The organism is Rhizobium sp. UGM030330-04, from assembly GCF_003208455.1.
Lineage (GTDB): Bacteria > Pseudomonadota > Alphaproteobacteria > Rhizobiales > Rhizobiaceae > Agrobacterium > Agrobacterium rhizogenes_A.
Genome location: NZ_QKML01000006.1, coordinates 296,112 through 317,175 on the forward strand (window position 1 = coordinate 296,112; position 21,064 = coordinate 317,175).

17 protein-coding genes are annotated in these 21,064 nt (G+C 59.9%); 10 read left to right on the plus strand and 7 right to left on the minus strand.

Annotated elements, in window-relative coordinates; genetic code table 11:
- The first annotated feature begins 11 nt into the window (after positions 1-11).
- The 6 genes from N434_RS11940 (at position 12) to N434_RS11970 (ending at position 8,190) form a co-directional block, all read left to right on the plus strand.
- Positions 12-848, plus strand: coding sequence for a serine hydrolase (locus tag N434_RS11940; RefSeq protein WP_035221036.1), 837 nt, complete (start codon positions 12-14; stop codon positions 846-848).
- A gap of 36 nt (positions 849-884) precedes the next feature.
- Positions 885-2,429: an ABC transporter substrate-binding protein gene (locus tag N434_RS11945; protein ID WP_181423955.1), complete on the plus strand. Its 1,545-nt coding sequence runs from the start codon at positions 885-887 to the stop codon at positions 2,427-2,429.
- A 127-nt stretch (positions 2,430-2,556) separates the two neighbouring features.
- Entirely contained in the window at positions 2,557-3,999 is a 1,443-nt protein-coding gene (locus N434_RS11950) for a M20 family metallopeptidase (protein WP_110757945.1), read from the plus strand.
- A 416-nt stretch (positions 4,000-4,415) separates the two neighbouring features.
- Entirely contained in the window at positions 4,416-5,345 is a 930-nt protein-coding gene (locus N434_RS11960; protein ID WP_065117549.1) for a sugar ABC transporter substrate-binding protein, read from the plus strand.
- A gap of 239 nt (positions 5,346-5,584) precedes the next feature.
- Positions 5,585-7,126 (plus strand): sugar ABC transporter ATP-binding protein, encoded by a 1,542-nt coding sequence (locus N434_RS11965; RefSeq protein WP_065117550.1) that lies wholly within the window; start codon positions 5,585-5,587, stop codon positions 7,124-7,126.
- 32 nt (positions 7,127-7,158) lie between these two features.
- Complete coding sequence (locus N434_RS11970; RefSeq protein ID WP_065117551.1) at positions 7,159-8,190, plus strand: ABC transporter permease; 1,032 nt, start codon at positions 7,159-7,161, stop codon at positions 8,188-8,190.
- 96 nt (positions 8,191-8,286) lie between these two features.
- Here the strand turns inward: N434_RS11970 and N434_RS11975 are convergent, their stop codons facing one another.
- Complete coding sequence (locus N434_RS11975) at positions 8,287-9,042, minus strand: gamma-glutamyl-gamma-aminobutyrate hydrolase family protein (RefSeq protein WP_110757947.1); 756 nt, start codon at positions 9,040-9,042, stop codon at positions 8,287-8,289.
- A 292-nt stretch (positions 9,043-9,334) separates the two neighbouring features.
- Here N434_RS11975 and N434_RS11980 point away from each other — a divergent pair, with 292 nt between their 5' ends.
- Complete coding sequence (locus tag N434_RS11980; RefSeq protein ID WP_065117553.1) at positions 9,335-10,429, plus strand: TRAP transporter substrate-binding protein; 1,095 nt, start codon at positions 9,335-9,337, stop codon at positions 10,427-10,429.
- Positions 10,430-10,815: 386 nt separating this feature from the next.
- Here N434_RS11980 and N434_RS11985 read toward each other — a convergent pair whose 3' ends face one another.
- A complete protein-coding gene (locus N434_RS11985) occupies positions 10,816-12,297 on the minus strand; it encodes a TRAP transporter large permease (protein WP_110757949.1) in 1,482 nt (493 codons plus the stop codon).
- A 32-nt stretch (positions 12,298-12,329) separates the two neighbouring features.
- Positions 12,330-12,869, minus strand: a complete 540-nt coding sequence (locus N434_RS11990) for a TRAP transporter small permease subunit (protein ID WP_065117555.1) — start codon at positions 12,867-12,869, stop codon at positions 12,330-12,332.
- Between the two features lie 414 nt (positions 12,870-13,283).
- Here N434_RS11990 and N434_RS12000 point away from each other — a divergent pair, with 414 nt between their 5' ends.
- Both N434_RS12000 and N434_RS12005 read left to right on the plus strand, forming a co-directional pair.
- A complete protein-coding gene (locus N434_RS12000) occupies positions 13,284-13,508 on the plus strand; it encodes an aa3-type cytochrome c oxidase subunit IV (RefSeq protein WP_065117556.1) in 225 nt (74 codons plus the stop codon).
- Between the two features lie 71 nt (positions 13,509-13,579).
- Positions 13,580-14,110: a hypothetical protein gene (locus N434_RS12005; RefSeq protein WP_174031201.1), complete on the plus strand. Its 531-nt coding sequence runs from the start codon at positions 13,580-13,582 to the stop codon at positions 14,108-14,110.
- Positions 14,111-14,187: 77 nt separating this feature from the next.
- Here the strand turns inward: N434_RS12005 and N434_RS12010 are convergent, their stop codons facing one another.
- On the minus strand, positions 14,188-15,441 hold the full coding sequence (locus N434_RS12010) for an NAD(P)/FAD-dependent oxidoreductase (protein ID WP_110757953.1): 1,254 nt from the start codon (positions 15,439-15,441) through the stop codon (positions 14,188-14,190).
- 320 nt (positions 15,442-15,761) lie between these two features.
- Between N434_RS12010 and N434_RS12015 the strand changes: the two genes are divergently transcribed.
- On the plus strand, positions 15,762-17,498 hold the full coding sequence (locus N434_RS12015) for a methyl-accepting chemotaxis protein (RefSeq protein ID WP_110757954.1): 1,737 nt from the start codon (positions 15,762-15,764) through the stop codon (positions 17,496-17,498).
- 79 nt (positions 17,499-17,577) lie between these two features.
- On the opposite strand, the gene N434_RS12020 is transcribed toward N434_RS12015, so the two are convergent.
- The 3 genes from N434_RS12020 to N434_RS12030 are packed head-to-tail and all read right to left on the minus strand — an operon-like array spanning position 17,578 to position 21,064.
- The gene (locus N434_RS12020; protein ID WP_181423956.1) at positions 17,578-18,897 is read right to left on the minus strand and encodes an LLM class flavin-dependent oxidoreductase; all 1,320 of its coding nucleotides are present in this window, start codon (positions 18,895-18,897) and stop codon (positions 17,578-17,580) included.
- Positions 18,898-18,915: 18 nt separating this feature from the next.
- Positions 18,916-20,262 carry an MmgE/PrpD family protein gene (locus N434_RS12025; protein WP_110757956.1) on the minus strand — a complete coding sequence of 449 codons (1,347 nt, stop codon included), beginning with the start codon at positions 20,260-20,262 and terminating at the stop codon, positions 18,916-18,918.
- A gap of 4 nt (positions 20,263-20,266) precedes the next feature.
- Positions 20,267-21,064 (minus strand): amino acid ABC transporter ATP-binding protein, encoded by a 798-nt coding sequence (locus N434_RS12030; RefSeq protein ID WP_065117562.1) that lies wholly within the window; start codon positions 21,062-21,064, stop codon positions 20,267-20,269.

Below are 21,064 nucleotides of genomic sequence, written 5' to 3' on the forward strand. Positions count from 1 at the left end.
GGAAGATGACTATGACTGTTGCTGCCCAACTGAATGCGATCTGTGATGCACAGCCTTTCGTGACGCGCTTCATGGTGCGCAATCTCCTGACCGGTGAAGAGATAGGCCGGGGAGAAAACGAGGAGACGCCATCGGGCAGCACCCGCAAGACGTCGATCATGATGGCCGTGCTCAAGGCCGCCAGTGAAGGGCGGATCGATCTCGACCAGCCCGTCACCTATGAAAAGCGGCTGGCGGAAGAGGTCGCGAGCGGCATGTTCCGTTATATGACGCCGGGCATCGTCATCTCACTACGCGATGCCGTCGCCGGCATGATGGTGCTGAGCGACAATGTCTGCACCAAGATGGTGCTGGAGAGGCTGACGCTGGAAGAGGTGGACGGCTATTGCAAGTCGCTCGGCATGGCCAATACCCACCACCGTTTCCTCATCCCGCCGCTGGCGCTGGCGGCCGACCATCCGTTGAAGACAGTTACGACCACCTCGGCGGCGGATCAGGTGCTTCTGCTGCAGACCATTCTGGATGCCCAGTCCTCGCCCGAAGCGCAGGCAAAGCTCGGTTGCAGCCCGCAATTGTGCGAGTGGGCCATGCAGACGCTGAAAAACCAGATCTTGCGTTATGGAATCCGCTCCCGCCTGCCTTTCGAAGCCGTGGTGGCCAGTAAGAGCGGTCGCGGCAAGCGCGGGCGCATGGATGCCGGCATCGTCTACAGAAACGGCGCACCGTCCTTCATCATCACCACCTATACCGATGAGGTTCCGCAAACCATGCCTGACGGCACGCCGGGATACACCATCGCGCTCGAGACGATCGGCCGGCTGGCACAGGCCTGCTGGGACGGTTTTTAATCAATTACAATCAACGACAACAAAGAGGGTAGAACAGTGAAAAAACTTCTTCTCGCAGGCGTTGCCCTGCTGGTAACGGCCAATATCGCGGCGGCCCGCGACATCACCATTGCGCAAAGCTCGGATCTGCGCAGCAACAATCCCGGCGTGAACCGCGACGGCAATACGGATGGGGTTATCCTGCACATCGTCGAAGGCCTCGTCGGCTACAACAATGCCGGAGAGGTGAAGCCGCTTCTGGCCGAAAGCGTCGATGTTTCGGCTGACGGCCTGACCTATACGTTCAAGCTGCGCAAGGACGTGAAATTCCACAATGGCAAGCCGCTCACCGCAGAGGATGTCGTCTGGAACTGGACACGTTATCTGAAGCCGGAAACCAAATGGACCTGCCTCAACGATTTCGCGGAAGGCGGGGCAGCACACGTCACCGGCGTCAAGGCCACGGATGCATCCACGGTCGAGATCACGCTTGCAAAACCCTCCGCCGTTTTCCTCGGCCTGATGTCGCGGCCGGAATGCGGTTATACCGGCATGATCTCGCCGGAATCGGTTGCTGCCGATGGCAGCTTCGTCAAGCCGATCGGCACCGGTCCGTTCCAGTGGGATGAGTGGAAGAAAGGCGAATATATCCGCCTCGCCAAATTTGCCGATTATGTTTCGCCGGCAAATGACGGCAAGCCTGACGGCATGGTCGGCTCCAAGCGGCCGCTGGCCGACGGCATCAAGTTCATGGTCATTCCGGATGCCTCGACCGTGAAGGCGGGCCTTGAATCCGGCGTGCTCGACACGGCCGAGATTTCTCCCGATCTCATTCCGGAGTTCAAGACCAATGACAAGATGCAGCTGATCGTTGCCCGTAACAACGGCAAGAACCTGTTCTACATTCAGACCCGCGACAAGGTTCTGAGCAATCCCGGTGTGCGCCGCGCCATGGCGATGGCGCTCGATCTCGATGAACTGGTTGCCGCCGCATCGAACGGCACGGGTGAAGCAAACGGTTCGATGGTCTCGCAGGACTCGGTCTATTTCGACGAGACCCAGAAGAAGCGTCCGGCCTATGACATCGAGGCGGCGAAGAAGGAACTGGAGGCCGCCGGTTACAAGGGCGAGCCGATCTCCATCATCGCCAACAAGCGTGGCAACGTGCCGAGCTTCCCGGCCGCCGTCATGGCGCAGGCCATGATGCAACAGGCGGGTCTCAACGTGCAGATCGAGGTGCTGGATTATGCCACGCAGGTCGACCGCCGCCGCTCCGGCAATTATCAGGTGATCTCGCAGTCGGTTGCCCCGCGTCTCGACCCGGCGCTGATGTATGCCTTCTATGTCGGCAACAAGGACAAGAACGCCTCGCTGATGTGGGATGATCCGAAGGCGATCGAGCTGATGAAGGCCGCCTATGTCGAGGCCGACCAGACGAAGCGCCAGAAGATTTTTGACGAGTTCCATGAGCTGATGCTGAAGGAAATGCCGGGCATCTTCCTCTACGACATGGTCGATGTCTGGGGTGCCACGAAAAAGCTCAAGGGCCAGCCGGTCTGGCAGTCGAACGCCCGCCTCTGGGAAGTCTCGGTCGACAACTGATCCACTGTTGCCCGCGCCGGAGGCGGACCCCGGCGCGGGCTTTCCATCATAGGGTGCAAGGATTTGGCGGTGTATCCGCCGAAGCGCTTGCGCGTGCCCGCAAAGGGCGGAAATGCGAGGACAAGCCATGAACCGTGATGCCGTGATGTCGATTGCCGCCGAAGTCGAGGCCATGAAGCCCGACTTCACCACCTTGAGCGACAGTATCTGGGATTTTGCCGAGCTTAAATTCGAAGAACGGCAATCCGCTGGCGTTCTGGCCGCCGCGCTTGAGGAAAACGGCTTTGCGGTTCGTCGCGGCGTGGCAGGCATGGAAACGGCGTTCATCGGCGAATTCGGCAGCGGCAAGCCGGTCATTGCCTTCCTCGGTGAATTCGATGCGCTGGCCGGCATGAGCCAGGTGGCCGATGTGGCGCAGGTGCAGCCGCGCGAGGCGGGCGCCACCGGCCACGGTTGCGGTCACAACCTGCTCGGCGTCGGCTCGCTGATGGGGGCAATCGCGCTCGCCCGGCATCTGAAAGCCAATAATCTGCCCGGCACCGTGCGTTATTACGGTTGCCCCGGTGAGGAGGGCGGTTCCGGCAAGACCTTCATGGTGCGCGCTGGCCTGTTTGATGATGTCGACGCGGCGCTGACCTGGCATCCGGCACCCTTCAACGGCGTGCGTTCCACCAATAATCTTGCCGTGCTGGAATATTTCTACCGTTTCAAGGGTGTTGCGGCCCATGCTTCCAACGCCGCCCATCTCGGCCGCTCGGCGCTCGATGCCGTCGAACTCATGAATGTCGGCGTCAATTTCCTGCGCGAACACATGCCGCAGGATTGCCGGGTGCATTATGCGATCACCGATACCGGCGGCAAGGCGGCGAATGTGGTGCAGGCCAAGGCCGAAGTGCTTTACCTGATCCGCGCCCCGGAAATGCGCCAGGCGCTCGATCTTGCCGCACGGGTGGACAAGGTGGCGCGCGGCGCGGCGATGATGACCGAAACCGAGGTGGAGATCGTCTTCGATACCGCCTCCACCAACCTTTTGCCCAACCTCACGCTGGAAACGGCGATGCATGAAAACATGGTGGCGCTCGGCCCCATCGCCTTCGACGAGGCGGATATCGCCTTCGCCAAACGTATTCAGGACACCTTTACGGACGAGGCGATCAAGAGCAGCATCCGGCTCTACCAGATAAAGGGCGATGTCTTTTCCAACCGGAAGATCGATGGTTCGGCGCCCCTGCATCTCGGCCTGCGCGATTTCGAGGGCCAGTCGCACTTCCGGGCGGGTTCCACCGATGTCGGCGACGTCAGCTGGATCACGCCAACCGCACAGTGCTGGACGCCGGCCTGGGCGATCGGGACCAATCCGCATACCTGGCAGGTGGTGGCGCAGGGCAAAAGCCCGGCCGCCCACAAGGCCATGGCGCATGCCGCCAAAACGCTTGCCTCGACCGGTCTTGCGCTGATGACCTCACCGGAACTGCTCGCCAGTGCGAAAAGGGAATGGCAGGAAAAGACCGAAGGCAGCGATTACGTCTGCCCGATTCCCGCAGATGTCATGCCCAGTTCGCATCGATAGAACGTACCGTTCCAGCATCCGTCTCGATGACCGCTATGCGGGCTTGAGATTGGATTCGACCAGCAATCCTACTTGACCTCATCCTCGGGCTTGCCCCGGGGATCCGTAATTTCAATGGCTTATGTCTCCTCATCGTAAGGGCGGGGAGGATATGAAAAGAATGGGTCGGCACGCCTGTCGGCAATCCGACCCTAAGCTCCATCCCTTTCAATCTCCCTTCATCACCGCCTTGTGTGTCGCTTCGCCGTCAGGCCGCGAAGAAAACATTGACGTTCGAACCAGAAATGGAATAAATATATCGAACAACAGAAAATCGGTTTCATTATTCCGTTTTCTGGATGAGGAGGTAGCGGCGGGCTTTCGGGTCCGCTTCCGGCTGGGAGAGGTGGCGCCGGACACCGAGGAGGAGAAAAACAATGAAGAAACTTATCATCAGTGCTGCCATGTCTGTGCTTTTGGGCACGGCGGCACATGCCGAAACCGTCGGCGTTTCGATGGCACTGTTCGACGACAACTTCCTGACCGTGCTGCGCAACGGCATGCAGGATTATTCCAAGGAACTGAAGGGCGTTACCCTGCAGGTTGAAGACGCGCAGAACGACGTCGCCAAGCAGCAGAGCCAGATTCAGAATTTCATCGCTTCCAAGGTCGATGCGATCATCGTCAATCCGGTTGACACGGATGCGACGGCGGCCATGTCGAAGCTTGCAGCGGACGCGAAAATTCCGCTGGTTTACGTCAACCGCCAGCCGGTGAACGTGGATACGCTGCCGGACGGACAGGCATTCGTTGCCTCCGATGAAACGGTGGCCGGCACGCTTGAAGCGAAAGAAGTTTGCCGCCTTCTCGGTGGCAAGGGCAAGGCCGTCATCATGATGGGCGAGCTTTCGAACCAGGCGGCGCGCATGCGCACGCAGTCTGCCAAGGACGTTTTGCAGACCGACGAATGCAAGGGCATTTCGGTTGTTGAAGAGCAGACCGCCAACTGGCAGCGTACGCAGGGTTCCGACCTTGTTACCAACTGGCTCTCCAGCGGTATCGAATTCAACGCCGTCATCGCCAACAATGATGAAATGGCGATCGGTGCCGTTCAGGCGCTGAAAGCTGCTGGCAAGGACATGAAGGACTATGTCGTTGCCGGTGTGGACGCCACGCAGGACGCCCTTGCCGCCATGCAGGCGGGCGATCTCGACGTGACGGTTTTCCAGGATGCTGCCGGCCAGGGCAAGGGCGCTCTCGATGCGGCTCTGAAGCTCGTCAAGGGCGACAAGGTCGAGAAGAAGGTCTACATTCCCTTCCAGCTCGTCACGCCGGAAAACGTCAAGGACTACGTGGCCAAGAACTGACGATCCCGTTCCGGCATCTGCGCCCGATCGACGTGATCATCGCAGCCAGATGCCGGATCCGGACGGCAACCCAAGGCCAGGCCTGCGGGCTGATGTAGATAATAGAATTTCAGTGAATTCAAAGTGTTACAGCGCCGTCACCTGTCTTGAGAGACACGGCGCTGTAAGCCTCCCCGGAAGGAAGGGTGCGATTTCGCGAGCCATATTTCCGGTCATTTTTGTCTATTGTGGAGGGTGAGATGGTCGTCAGTCCATCGACAATGGCCGCCGTGCGCGCCAGTGGCGCCGTGCCGAATGCAGAATTTCTTCTGGCAGCGGACGGCATACGCAAGGAATTTCCCGGCGTCGTGGCGCTTGATGATGTGTCGTTCCACCTCAAGCGCGGCACCGTGCATGCGCTGATGGGCGAGAACGGCGCCGGCAAATCGACGCTGATGAAGATTCTCGCTGGTATCTACCAGCCGGACATTGGTGAAATCCGCCTGAAAGGTGCTCCGATACGCCTCGATTCCCCACTCGACGCGCTCGAAAACGGCATTGCCATGATCCATCAGGAACTCAACCTGATGGCCTATATGACGGTGGCCGAAAACATCTGGATTCGCCGCGAGCCAAAAAACCGGTTTGGTTTCATCGACCATGGCGAAATGTATCGCCGCACGGAGACGCTGCTGGAAAGGCTCGGTATCGACCTCGACCCGGAAACCCGCGTCGGCGAGCTGTCGGTCGCGAGCCGTCAGATGGTCGAGATCGCCAAGGCGGTTTCTTACGATTCCGACGTTCTGATCATGGACGAGCCGACATCGGCGCTGACAGAGCGCGAGGTGGAACATCTCTTCCGCATTATCCGCGACCTCAGGGAACGTGGCATCGGCATCGTCTACATCACCCACAAGATGAACGAGCTGTTCGAGATCGCCGACGAGTTTTCCGTCTTCCGCGACGGCAAATATATCGGCACCCATGCTTCCACCGATGTGACGCGCGATGACATCATCCGCATGATGGTGGGCCGCGAAATCACGCAGATGTTCCCGAAGGAAGAGGTTCCGATCGGCGATGTGGTGCTGTCGGTCAAGAACCTGACGCTCGATGGCGTGTTCCATGATGTGTCGTTCGATGTTCGCGCCGGCGAAATTTTAGGCGTTGCGGGTCTTGTCGGCTCGGGACGCTCCAATGTTGCCGAGACGGTGTTCGGTGTTACGCCGGCCTCTTCGGGTAGCGTTGCAATCGACGGTAAACAGGTTGCTATCGACAGTCCGACCGAGGCAATCCGCCACCGCATGGCGTTCCTGACCGAGGACCGCAAGGATACGGGATGTCTGCTGATCCTCAATATTCTGGAGAACATGCAGATCGCCGTCCTGCAGGACAAATATGTCGCCAATGGCTTCGTGCAGGAAAACGCGCTTTCGGATGCCTGCGAGGAGATGTGCCGCAAGCTGCGGGTCAAGACGCCGCATCTTTATGAGCGCATCGAAAACCTGTCGGGCGGCAACCAGCAGAAGGTGCTGATCGGTCGCTGGATGCTGACCAAGCCGCGCATCCTCATTCTGGATGAACCGACGCGGGGCATCGATGTCGGGGCCAAGGCGGAAATTCACAAGCTGGTTTGCGAGATGGCGCGCCAGGGCGTCGCCGTCATCATGATTTCCTCCGAAATGCCGGAGGTTCTGGGTATGAGCGACCGTGTCATGGTCATGCATGAAGGTCGGGTGACGGGCTTCCTTGATAGAAGTGAAGCCACGCAGGTTAAAGTGATGGATCTCGCATCGCGGTGAGGCGCGCCGGGATTTCTCGAGGAGGAATGATTATGAATACGAACGCCGCCGCCAACGCAGAGTTGGACGCAAAATCCGGACGCAAGCCGCACAGGCGCATACCGCCGGAAGCCAATATCTTTTTCGTGCTGATCGGCATCGCGCTGGTTTATGAAATTCTCGGCTGGATTTTCATCGGCCAGAGCTTCCTCATGAACCAGCAGCGCCTGACGATCATGATCCTGCAGGTGTCGGTAATCGGCATCATCGCCGTTGGCGTGACGCAGGTCATCATCACCGGCGGTATCGACCTTTCCTCAGGCTCCGTCGTCGGCCTGACGGCAATGTTGTCCGCCAGCGTGGCGCAATCCTCCACCTGGCCGCGGGCGCTTTATCCGGGCCTCACCGACCTGCCGTTCTTCATCCCGCTGGCTGTCGGCATTCTGGCGGGTATGCTGGCCGGTTTCATCAACGGGCAGCTGATTGCGCGCACGAAAATTCCGCCCTTCATCGCCACGCTCGGCATGATGGTGACGGCGCGCGGTCTTTCCAAGTGGTACACGAAGGGCCAGCCGATCTCCGGCCTGACCGACGGTTTCAACTTCATCGGCACGGGAATCTGGCCGGTCGTCGTTTTCCTCGTCGTCGCCATCATCTTCCATATCGCGCTGCGTTACACGCGTTATGGCAAGTTCACCTATGCGATCGGCGCTAACCAGCAGGCGGCGCGCGTTTCCGGTATCAATATCGAGGCGCATCTGATCAAGGTCTATGCCATTGCCGGCATGCTGGCCGGTCTTGCCGGCGTCGTCACCGCCGCCCGTGCACAGACGGCGCAGGCCGGCATGGGCGTGATGTATGAACTCGACGCCATCGCCGCAGCCGTTATCGGCGGCACATCGCTTGCCGGCGGTGCCGGCCGTATCACCGGAACGGTCATCGGCACCATCATCCTCGGTGTGATGACATCGGGCTTCACGTTCCTCAGGGTCGATGCCTATTACCAGGAGATCGTCAAAGGCCTGATCATCGTGGCTGCCGTCGTCGCCGATGTCTACCGACAGAAGAAACGCGCAAAGCGCTAACTACTCCTCCCGGAACTTGGGGCAGGCCTTCAGGCTTGCCCCTTTTTTATGTCCTGATGCTGAAGTCCGCTTTGCTCTGGGTGCGGTTGGCCGATTTCAGGCTTTGCTGTTTCGGTACTCGTGAACAGCCTTGCCGAATGCCTCGAACAGGGCGCGTGAGGGTGCATCCGTTTCAGCCCAATATTCCGGATGCCATTGCACGCCGACGGCAAAGCCCTTGGCATCGATGACGGAAACAGCCTCGATGGTGCCGTCTGCCGCCGTTGCCTCCACCTGCAGGCGTGGTGCGGTTTCGGCTATCGCCTGCCGGTGCAGCGAATTGATCTGGATTTCACCCGACATGCCGAGATGCTGCGCAATGCAGGAGCCTTCGCGCACATGCACGGGCTGGCGGATGGCGAAGGCCACGTCGCGGTCGTCATGTTCCGGCTTGCGGTGATCCCAGACGCCTGGCTGTTCCTGAATTTCCGAAGCAAGCGTGCCGCCGAGCGCGACGTTCAATTCCTGAATGCCGCGACAGATGGCGAGCATCGGAATGGCGCGTTCGATGGCGCGGCGAATGAGCGGCAGGCTGGTGGCGTCGCGGGCGGGATCGAAGGGACCGTCGCTCTCCCGCGCCTCTTTTCCGTAAAGGGCAGGGTGAACATTGGTTGCCGAGCCGGATACGAGCAGACCGTCGACCCGGTCCAGAATGGCGTCGATCTCGTTACCATCCTCGAAAGCCGGGACGATGAAGGACATGACGCCCGCGACTCTCAGGGCGGCGGAGAGATACTGGTTTTGCGCGGCGTGCCAGTCGGCTCCGGCGAAATGCCTGATGTCGGCGGGGACGGCGATAATGGGTTTTGGCATGGCTGCTCCGGGGCGAATCTTCGAAATTTGTGCGACTGCCGGTGAGCCAAGTCAAGCACGCGTTTTGCGTTTTGGCGGGAATGGATGCGCCTAAAGTATAAGGCGCCGCGAAGATATTTCAGTTGCAAATAAAATACGAAGGTGACTTCCGGAAATGGCCGGTTTTCCGCGATTAATTCTTGATGCGGGTGCTTGTCAGCCGGGCGGTAACCGTGCTTACTTTGCTGCGATGCCTGAACAGCAAAAGGGGAATTCAAAGCTGCGGGCAGCGTTCATATCTGGGAGGATATAGATGGATCGCCGTTCCTTTATGAAAAAAGGTGCGCTTGCGGGAGCCGCGACGGCTCTGGCCGCGCCCGCCATTGCGCAGCAGAATACCAAGATCAACTGGCGCCTGACGTCGTCATTTCCAAAATCCCTCGACACGATCTATGGCGGCGCCGAGGACATTGCCAAACACGTCGCCGCGGCAACCGACGGCAATTTCACCATCCAGCCCTTTGCCGCCGGCGAAATCGTGCCCGGTCTGCAGGCGGCTGATGCCGTGTCATCAGGCACGGTGGAAATGTGCCATACCTGCTCGTATTATTACGTCGGCAAGGATCCGACCTTCGCCATCGGCACGGCGATACCCTTCGGCCTCAATGCCCGCCTGACCAATTCCTGGTTCTATGAGGGCAACGGCAACAAGCTGCTCAACGAATTTTACGCCAAGCATAATCTCTATGGCATGATATCAGGCAACACCGGTGCCCAGATGGGTGGCTGGTTCCGCAAGGAAATCAATACCGTCGACGATTTCAAGGGCGTGAAGATGCGCATCGCCGGTCTGGCCGGCAAGGTGGTGGAAAAACTCGGCGTCGTGCCCCAGCAGATCGCCGGCGGCGACATCTATCCGGCGCTGGAAAAGGGTACCATTGATGCTGCCGAATGGGTCGGCCCTTATGACGACCACAAGCTCGGCTTTCAGAAGGTGGCGAAATATTATTATTACCCGGCCTTCTGGGAAGGCGGTCCGGTCATCCATTCCTTCGTCAATCTGGACAAGTGGAACAGCCTGCCGAAGAGCTATCAGACCGCCCTTCAGGATGCCTGCGCCTTCGCCAACACCAGCATGATGGCGAAATACGACGCCAAAAACCCCATCGCCATCAAGCAGCTGGTTTCGGAAGGCGCAGTCCTTCGGCCTTTCAGCCAGGAGATTCTGGAAGCCTGCTACAAGTCCGCACTGGAGGTTTACGCCAATATTTCGGCATCCAACCCGGACTTCAAGAAGATCTACGAGGATCAGGTCGCCTTCAAGCGTGAAGGTTACCTGTGGATGCAGCTTGCGGAATATACCTTCGATACGTTCATGATGATCCAGCAGCGTAACGGCAAGCTCTGATTATTCGGTAACGGCGGCGGACCGGGCAAAGGCCTCGGAGATTTCGGTCTCCGGGGTTTTTGCTGTGCGGAAGCCTTCATGTATCCGACAACAAAGGATGATTTACGATCGGACCTGTTGTGAGCGAAAGCAGCAGGCTCCGCGACCAGCCGGAGTGTCGGCGGGGATTGGCCACGCCGACCTCGGCAAAGGCCTTGCTCTCAACTGTGGAGGTGATGCGATGTGGAAACCACTGAGCATTGCGTTTGTCATTAGGAGAAACCGGACAGGCTGGTCAGCGACTGTCCGGCTTTATTTCAAACGATAAACAAACGGAAGGCAGGGCTGCTACCCTGTCTTCCACTCCACAATTATAGGCGTTTCGCCCAGCCCTTACAAGACGACCCTTACGGCCCGATCTTCGGCGGTTCACCGAGGTTCGGCATGCCCGGCAATCCACCCGGCTGGCCTCCAGGCAGACCGAAATTGGGCATGGTGTTGCCGCCCTGATTGCCGAAGGCGGGCACCTCGATCTTGATGGAGTTCAGATCGACCTCGGGCGCCTTATCCAGCCAGTAGGTGACGGATTCCGGCCAGAAGATCACGATGGCGACGAGGATAAGCTGCATGCCGAGCCACGGGATGGCGCCCATGTAGATATCCGATGTCTTGACCGAGCGCGGCGCGATGGAGCGCAGGTAGAACAGCGCAAAACCGAAGGGCGGATGCATGAAGCTCGTCTGCATGTTGATGCAGATCAGCACGCCGAACCAGATCAGGTCGATACCGAGCGACTGGGCGATCGGCGCCAGCATCGGAATGACGATGAAGGCGATCTCGAAGAAATCGAGGAAGAAGGCGAGGAAGAAGATGAAGATGTTGACGAAGATCAGGAAGCCGATGGGGCCGCCCGGAATGCCCGACAACATATGCTCGATCCACAGCGAACCGTCCATGCCCTGAAAGACGAGGGAAAAGCAGGTGGCGCCCACCAGAATGAACACCACCATGGAGGTGATATGCATGGTGGAATGCATGCCCTGCTTGACGAGGTCCCAGGTAAGGCGGCGATGTGCTGCGGCAAGCGCCATGGCACCAACGACGCCGAGCGCCCCGGCTTCCGTGGGGGTTGCAAGGCCGAGGAAAATGGTGCCGAGCACAAGGAAGATCAGCACGATGGAGGGGATCATGCCCGCCAGCACGCGGAATACCAGCTTGCGGTCCAGTTCGCCGCGGGCTTCCGGCGGCAGCGCCGGCAGATCCTTCGGCCGCACGATCGACATCAACAGGATGAAGAGCATGAAGATGGCGACCTGCAGGATCGACGGGCCGACCGCACCGAGATACATGTCGCCCACGGATTTGCCGAGCTGATCGGCAAGGACGATCAGCACGAGTGACGGGGGAATGACCTGCGTGATCGTGCCCGATGCGGCGATGACGCCGGTGGCAAGCCGCGGATTATACCCGTATTTCAGCATGATCGGCAGCGAGATCACGCCCATGGTGATGACGGAGGCGGCAACCGTGCCGGTGATGGCGCCGAGGATCGCGCCGACGATGATGACGGCATAGGCAAGACCGCCGGGAATGGCGCCGAACAGTTTGCCCGTGCCTTCCAGCAGATCCTCCGCCAGCCCGCATCGTTCGAGGATCGCGCCCATGAAGGTGAAGAAGGGAATGGCGAGCAGAAGATCGTTCGAGACGATGCCGAAGATGCGCAGCGGCAAAGCCTGAAGAAAGGCCGGTGAAAAATGCTCGGTGAAGATGCCGATGACACCGAAGACGAGGCCGACGGTGGCAAGCGAGAAGGCGACTGGAAATCCGTAAAGCATGAAGATGATCATGCCGAGGAACATCAGTGGCGGAAGAATACCATATTCAAACATGGGAAATATCCTGAAGGTTCAGATCGGCGCGATCATTGCAGGGGTTTTTCGTACTTCGTATCCAGCGCATAAAGCCCGTTGAGGGCGCCTATGCGCTTGATGAGTTCGGAAAATCCCTGAAGAACCAGCAGGGCGAAACCGGCGAAGATGACGAGTTTCACGGGCCAGCGGATGAGGCCGCCGGCATTCGAGGATACTTCGTTCTGGTGCCAGGACAGTGTGAACATGGGCCAGGACAGCCAGGCCAGATAAACGCAGCCTGGCAGCAGGAACAGAACGATGCCGACAATGTCCACCCAGATGCGGCTGCGCGCTGAAATCGCGCCATAGATGATATCGACACGCACATGCTCGTTCATGCGCAGCGTATAGGATGCGCCGATAAGCACGATGAAGGCGAACATGTACCACTGGATTTCCAGCCAGCCGTTCGAGCTGTAGTTGAAGGCATAACGAACCATGGCGTTGCCGGCGCTGACGAGGCAGCAGATGAGCACCAGGTAACCGGCGACCTTGCCCAGAGCTTCGCTCGCAAGGTCTATCAAAGCACTTATTTTCAAAAGCGATTTCATGACTTTCCCCTCTTCCCTTACCGGGCCCTTTGCGGGTTATGGCGGAGAGCAAAGCCGGAAAGCTCCCGCGGCGGTCACGCCTCCACGTGTCTCCGCTCAGACTAGTTCCGGTGTTCCTCCCCACAGAACCCCGTGTATGGGCAGGCTGTACGAAAAGCAACTAAAACCGCGACCGGACGGGGCGAAGGGCCGTGCTTTTCAACCGTTTGCGCAAGGATGTTGCTCGGCCGCACGCTTTGCCCGGTTCGGCGGATGCCGCGTGCGGCATGGCTGCTCTTTCGCTCGGAACGCATTGCGCTTTTCTTCGACTTCATGTTACCTCTGCTGACGGAGAATCCGGCATGAGCCCGTCACCGTTCGCAGGATAATGGTCTTGCGCGGCGGGAGCGTCGGATGGAGCAAAGGGGAAGCGGAATGAGCGAACACCACACGGGTCCGGTCGAAGTTGGCGCCGAGATGAACTACGCCGAGCATGAAAAGACCTATAACGGCTTTCTGGCTCTGACGAAATACGGCACCATGGTCCTGTGCGTGCTGCTGCTGGCCATGGTCGCCGGTTTCTTCACGTCTGCGGGCTTCCTTGGCGGCCTCATTGTCTTCCTCGTGCTTTCGGCTGCGGGCTTCATTCTGCTGCGCTGAACGATCCGCCGTCTCGAAGGGTTTCCTGCGCGGGGACCCGGGAGATGCCGGACAATCGGAAAGGCCAGGCCATGAAACGTCTGTTATCCTGTCTGTTTCTGTTCGTGGTGCTGGCGCAGCCCGTGCTGTCGCGAGATATATCACCGTCTGAGCAGGACAGTTTGCGCCAGCAGATCGAACGGTTCAACAGCGCCCTGAACGGGCAGGATTTCGAGACTGTCGGCAAGACGGTGCCGCCGAAAATCTTCGAGTCCATCGCACGCGATGCGGGCGTGACCGTTGAGCAATTGCGCAGCGCCCTGACGACGCAGATGCAGATGGCGCTCGCTGCGGTCAAGATAACCGAGTTTACCATGGACAAGCAGGCGATCCGCCTTGAGCAGACGCCGGACGGAACGCCCTATGCGCTTATTCCGACGAAAACGGTGATGGAAACCAACGGTCAGACGATCGAGGCGAATTCCCACACGCTGGCGCTGATGGACGGTAGCGACTGGTATCTGCTGCGCGTGAGCGACCAGCAGCAGGTGACGATCCTGCGAAAGGTCTATCCATCCTTCGCCACCGTGGAGTTTCCGGACGATTCCATGCAGGTGAAATAGCCGTCATTCCCGGAAGTATCTCGCCTTTATGCGGAATACGTTGCCCTGTTTCGGCTATTGCGCCGGCCTCGCCTGCGTCAGGAAAAACGCCCCGGCCGGAACGGATCGACGGAGATCGCCGTCTCCTCGCCATTGGCCAACTGCGTTACGAGACGGGCGGTCGCCGCCGATTGCGTCAGGCCCAGATGGCCGTGGCCGAAGGCGTAGATGACGGAAGGCGTGGTGCGCGCCGTGCCGATGACGGGAAGACAGTCCGGCATTGACGGGCGAAACCCCATCCATTGCCGTCCGCCCTCCGTCTTGAGACCGGGCAGGAAACGTCCCGCCTTTTTCAGCATCGCTTCCGACCGCTTGAAATTCGGCTCCAGATCCAGCCCGCCAAGCTCGACCGCGCCACCGACACGGATGCCGGAGGAAAGCGGCGTCACGACGAAGCCATGATCGTTGAAATAAAGCTGGCGCGTCAGGTTGAAGGCGCCGGCGGGCAGGGTGGTGTTGTAGCCCCTCTCCGTTTCCAGAGGCACGATATTGCCAAGCGTCGCGGCAAGTTTCTTCGACCAGGCGCCGCATGCGATCACCACCCTGTCGGCATCGATCTTGTCGCCGTTTTCCAGGGTGACGATCGTGCTTTCACCGACAGCATCGATGCGTTTCGCCTCGCCCTTGCGCAGGCTCGCACCCCTGGCAATCACCAGATCGAAAATCGCACGGGTGAAATCATGAGGATCGGAGACCTGCGTGCCGTCCGGCGAGAACATGGCATGGCGGAACTGCGGGGCAAGACCCGGCTGCAATTCGTCTATCCGGTTACGGCCGACACGCTCAAAGGAGAAGCCCGCGCGCTGCTTTTCATCCCAGTCCCTGGCGGCGGCGTTCAGGCTTGCCTCGCTGTCATAGAGATCAAGCGTACCGGTTTTCGAGACAAGGGCGGAAAGTTCCGGCATGGCGGCGACATGCGCCATTTCCGTGGCCGCCAGCCGGTTGATATCGCTCAGCACTCGCAGCCCATGGCGGAAGTTGCGTTCGGCGCTGGCGCGCCAGAAACGCCAGAGCCACGGTGCGATCTTTGCGGCATAGGCCGGCGGCACGCTGAGCGGGCCGAGCGGATCGAACAGCCACCGCGGCGCTTTTTTCATGATGCCGGGGGAGGGAATGGGGATGATTTCCGGAAAGGCCAGTATACCGGCATTGCCGGAACTTGCGCCACCGGCAATCTCGCCGCGCTCCAGAAGGACGACCTCCCGCCGGGCGTTCTGTAGATAGAGCGCCGCCATCGAACCGATAATGCCGGTGCCGATCACCAGCACGTCGCATTTCAGGGTTTTGGTCATCGGCGCTCCTGCAACACAAATCTTTCAAGCCCGCCATAACAATGAATGGCGCCTCGATGAAAGGCCGCATCGCGTCGCGATCGCAGAAATATCAGCACTGTGGCAAATAAGCGGTTCATATATGGCTGGGGCGTAATGCTCGTTCTTCCGGTCTTCACCGCCAGATCAGGCCTTTGGCGCGATAGTTATAAACCATCATTAATCGCTATTTAACGCTGTCCCGCTAGTTTTGCGTGCGGGCAGACTGACCGGTTTTCAGCCTCTGGATTATCCAGGGTTAGGAGGTCCGCAAACTGGTCTTGGTTGGGGGTTGAAAAAGCATGTCTCACTTTTCTAGGTTTGGGTTGGATGCGTCTGCGGTGCTGGAAGCCCTGAACCGCTCACAGGCGATCATCGAATTCGATCTGACCGGCAAGGTTCTCAAAGCGAACGATAATTTCTGCAAGGCCATCGGTTACACGCAGGAAGAGATCGTCGGCCGCCATCATCGCATGTTCCTTTCCACTGAAGATGCGGCGTCTGCGCAATACAAGGCTTTCTGGGAAAAACTGTCGCGCGGCGAACACGACAAGGGCCAGTACCGCCGGCGCGCCAAAAGCGGCGCCGATATCTGGATCGAAGCGTCCTACAATCCGGTTTTCCGCTTCGGCAAACCCTACAAGGTGGTCAAGATCGCCACGGACATCACCGTGATCAAGCGCCAGAGCGCCGAGGACAATGGCAAGCTCTCCGCACTTTCCCGTGCGCAGGCCATGATCGAATTCTCACCGGACGGAACGATCCTGAGCGCTAACGAGAATTTCCTCGAAGCGATGGGATATTCGGCGCAGGAAATCATCGGCAAGAACCACTCGATGTTCTGCGATCCCTCCTATGTCGGTTCAGCGGAATACCGGACCTTCTGGGAAGGGCTGCGAACCGGCCATTTCTCCACCGGCCAGTTCATGCGGCTCGGCAAGGCTGGCAAGCGCGTCTTCATCCAGGCATCGTATAATCCCATCCTCGATGATCGCGGGCAGGTCTTCAAGGTTGCCAAATTCGCCTTCGACGTGTCGGACCGGGTACATGCGGTGGAAGAACTCGGTGCGGCGCTGGAGAGGCTCTCCCAATGCAACATCCGCATCACGCTGGACAAGCCGTTCGTCGGCGAGTTCGAAGGACTGCGGCGCGATTTCAACAAATCGATCGCGGAATTCCAGAAGACGCTCGAGAATGTTCTCGGCCAGACAGGTGACCTGACCCGCAGCAGCCAGGAAGTCAGCGAGGCCTCCGTCAATCTCGCCGAACGCTCCCGCGAACAGGCCGTGGCGCTGGAGGAAACCTCGGCGGCGCTGGAAGAGATCACCGCGACGGTTCAATCATCCACCGAGAACATGAAGGAAACGCGCAAACTCGTGCAGAGCGCACGGGTATCCACGGTCGCTTCCACGGAAGTGGTCGAACGGACGGTCGACGCCATGCAGCGCATCGAGACGGCATCGCGGGAAATCAGCCAGATCATCGGTGTCATCGACGAGATTGCCTTCCAGACCAACCTTCTGGCGTTGAATGCCGGTGTCGAGGCGGCACGGGCGGGCGATGCCGGCAAGGGTTTTGCCGTGGTGGCGCAGGAAGTACGCGAACTGGCGCAACGCTCCGCCAACGCCGCCAAGGAAATCAAGGTGCTGATCAATAATTCCGGCAGCGAGGTTCTTGAAGGTGTCCGGCTGGTTGGCGAGACCGGCGAGGCGCTGAAACAGATCGACGCACTGGTCAGGCACATTGACGGCAATGTCGACATGATTTCGAAGGCGGCCGATGAACAGGCCGTCGGCATCAGCGAAATCAACAAGGCCGTCAACCGGCTCGACCGGATGACCCAGGAAAATGCCGCGATGAGCGCCCGTACCACCGCGATCAGCACCACGCTGGCGCAGGGCGCCGATGTGCTGGCACAGCTTGTCAGCCTGTTCAAACTGAACCGCCGCACGGTTCAGCGCGAAGACGGAGCGTCCGCCCGGTCGGAATTTTCAAACGCCGGCCGGCGCGACCAGCAGGCGGGACGCGCCGCAGCGTGACAGGGCGGGCCTTTGCCCGCTCCGACTTATCGACGCGATTTGGTGATGCGGATGCCTGTGGCCAGGTATCCGCACGCTGTTATCCCCGCAACGTCGGACGGTCGATGCCAAGGTGGTCGCGCAGCGTCGAGCCTTCGTATTCCTTGCGGAACAGGCCACGTTCCTGCAGAAGCGGCACGACCTCGCGGTTGAATTCTTCGAGCCCACCGGGGAAGAAGGGCGGCATGACATTGAAGCCGTCGGCCGCGCCGTTTTCGAACCATTCCTGCATCCGGTCCGCCACGTCCTTGGCCGTGCCCATGACGATGTGGTGGCCGCGTCCGGCGGCGACGCGCAGCGCCAGTTCGCGGATCGTCAGCTTTTCACGGCGCGCCAGTTCGGTCAGAAGTTCGGCGCGGCTGCGCAGCTGATCGGAGATCGGCAGGTCCGGCAGCGGGCCGTCGAGATCGTAATCAGCCAGGCTGTGGCCGATGCGTTCTTCAAGCAGCGGCATGGCGCTATTGATATCCGTCCAGCGGTTCAGTTCCTTCAGCTTTTCACCGGCTTCCTCGAAGCTCCTGCCGATGATCGGCATGAAACCCGGCATGACGGCGACGCTTGCCGGATCGCGGCCGAACTTTTCCACCCGTGCCTTGAGACTGGTGTAAAAGGCCTGCGCTTCGGAAATCGCCTGCTGTGCGGTGAAGACGATATCGGCGGTGCGGGCGGCGAGATCCTGTCCCGGGCCGGAGGAGCCGGCCTGAATGAGAACCGGGTGTCCCTGCGGCGAGCGCGGAATATTGAGCGGCCCCTTGACCGTGAAATATTTGCCTTCGTGATTGAGGATGTGGACCTTTGCCGGATCGACATAGCGGCCCGCCTGCTTGTCCTTGATGAAGGCGTCGTCATCCCAGCTGTCCCAAAGGCCGCGAACGACGTTCACATATTCTTCGGCCACCGCATAACGCTCGTCATGCTCGGGGTGGTCCTTGGAGAAATTCGCCGCCGTGCGGGCATAAGAAGTGGTGACGATGTTCCAGGCCGCGCGGCCATGGCTCAGATGGTCGATGGACGCGAAGGCGCGGGCGGTGTGATAGGGCTCGCCATAGGTTGTGGAGGCCGTTGCGGCCAGGCCGATCTTGTCGGTCACCATGGCGAGCGCTGCGAGCAGGGTCAGCGGTTCGAAGCGCGCGATCATCGACGGATGGGCGTCGACGCCGCTGGTCAGGCCGTCGGCCAGGAAAACCATGTCGAACTTCGCCGCTTCGGCCATTTTCGTAACGCGGGTGAGCAGATCGAGATTCTCGCTGCCGGCCTCCGCATCGGGGTGACGCCAGCCGGAAACGTGGTGCCCGGCGCCCTGCAGGAAAAGGCCGAGATGCATCTGTCTTTTGCGGGTCGTATTGGTCATGGGGATCATGCCTTCATGTCGGTCGGGTTATATTTCAGTTGCCAGAAGCGTCTCGAGCTCCCGGAGATCGGCTGCGGTTTTCATGCTCCGCACCAGTGCCGGAATTCCGGCGAATTTCTCATTGCCGCCGGTGGCATCGGCGAATTTCTCCGTCGGATCGTCGATGCCCGGCAGGCCGTCGATGCGACGTGACAGCAATGTTCCGTCTTTCTTTGTCACATCGATGACCACGAAACGGGTGGTCGGGTCGGGCGACAGGCGGCGGGCTGTTTCGTCATGCCGGCGCGAGACTTTTGCCGAAAGTGTCAGCAGATCGGCGCGTGCCGGGCGCTCGTCGAAATGGCCGATGCCGAGTGCTCCGTCCGCGAGCGCTGCGGCGAAAACATATTCGGGGCTGAAGCGCGCATCGATGCCGGTGGCGGGCGTGGCGGTGCCGACAAGGGCGGCATCGCCGCCCGGCGGGAAGGTAATGACAACAGTTTCGATTTCGTCCGGCGTCAGATCATGCGCGTTGCGCAGTGCCAGCGCGCCGACGGCGACGGGGTGGGCGGCGGTGCAGCAGGGAAAGGCCTTGAGCGTTAATCCGGGCGATACGATCTGCCAGGGCGCGCCCCAGCCAGACAAGACCCGTTTCGGTTGCTCTGCACCAAAGGCGAAGGTGGAATAAAAGCCGATGGGGTTTTCGAGAAAATCCGGTGCGCCCTGAAAACCTGACCGAGCCAGCCGTGCGGCGGTGAGGCCGGCGCGAGTGGCAAACCCGGCATGCAGCGGTTTGGCATCGAACCCGAATTGCAGGCGAAGCCCGGCCGATTGCGTGGCGGCAAGGCCGAGTGCGGCGGCTGTGGTCTGCGGATCGAATTTCAGGAGATGGGCGATGGCAGCGGCAGCGCCGATGGGACCGAGCGTGGCGGTGGCGTGGAAGCCGTTTTCGTAATGTTTGGTGCCGAGCGACAGGCCAATCCGCGCCATCGTCTCCAGCCCGACAATATAGGCGGCGATGAAGGCGTCCGCCGTCGAATTTTCCTCCACCGCAACGGCCAGAAGCGCGGGAATGATGGCGACGGTGGGGTGACCACGCACGCTGCCATGCACATCGTCATAATCAAGCACATGGCCGGCATGGCCGTTGATGAGGGCGGCGGTAAAGACGTCGGTACGCAGATCATGGCCGATGATACCTGCCGTGCCTGAGGTGCCCGAGGTAAAGCTGTCGATCAGGATTTGGGTGCTTCTGTCGGCAGCACCGCCCAGCACGCAGGCGAAAAAATCGATCAGCGCCGTGCGGGCAATCGTCACCGCCTCATCGTCGCCTAGAGGATCAGACGCGGCGATGGCTTCGGCCAGATGAAGGGTGAGTTTTTCCTCGGTGGCCATGGCGTCAGATCCCCTCGCCATCATTGAGCCGTGCCGCCTGTCCTCCCAGACCCTTGACGAAGGCGTTGATGCGCGGATTTGTCGACCGGTAGAAGATATGATCAGGCGTGCCTTGATCGACGATCAGGCCGTTTTCGGTAAACACGATCTTGTCGCTGATTTCTTCGGCGAAGCGCATTTCATGGGTGACGAGAATGCTGGTCATGCCGTCATTGACGAGATCGCGGATGACGGCGAGCACTTCACCCACGGTTTCCGGGTCGAGCGCGGAAGTGACCTCATCGAACAGCACCAGTTCCGGCCGCATGGCAAGCGCGCGGGCAATCGCCACGCGTTGCTGCTGGCCGCCGGAAAGCTGGCCGGGATAGGCATCGACCTTCTGGGAAAGGCGGACCTTTTCCAGCAGTTCACGGGCATGACGCTCGGCTTCAGCCTTTGGTGTGCCGAGGATTTTGATCGGCGCGATGGTGATGTTTTCCATGACAGTCAGATGCGGGAAGAGATTGAACTGCTGGAAGACGATGCCGATGCGCTTGCGCAGTGCGATGCGCTCCGCCTCGGTCTTCAGCTGGTCTACCCGGGTGCCACCAACGGTGATCTTGCCCGATTGCGGGATGAGCAGGCCGTTGATGCAGCGCAGGATGGTGGATTTGCCGGAGCCGGAGGGGCCGATGATGGAGACGGCGTCGCCCTTGTTGACCGTAAGATCGATGCCTTTCAGGACCTGATTGTCGCCGAAGGAGAGATGAATCCCTTCGAGTTCGACAAGCGCTTTGGCGGTTTGTGGTGCGGATGCGGACAT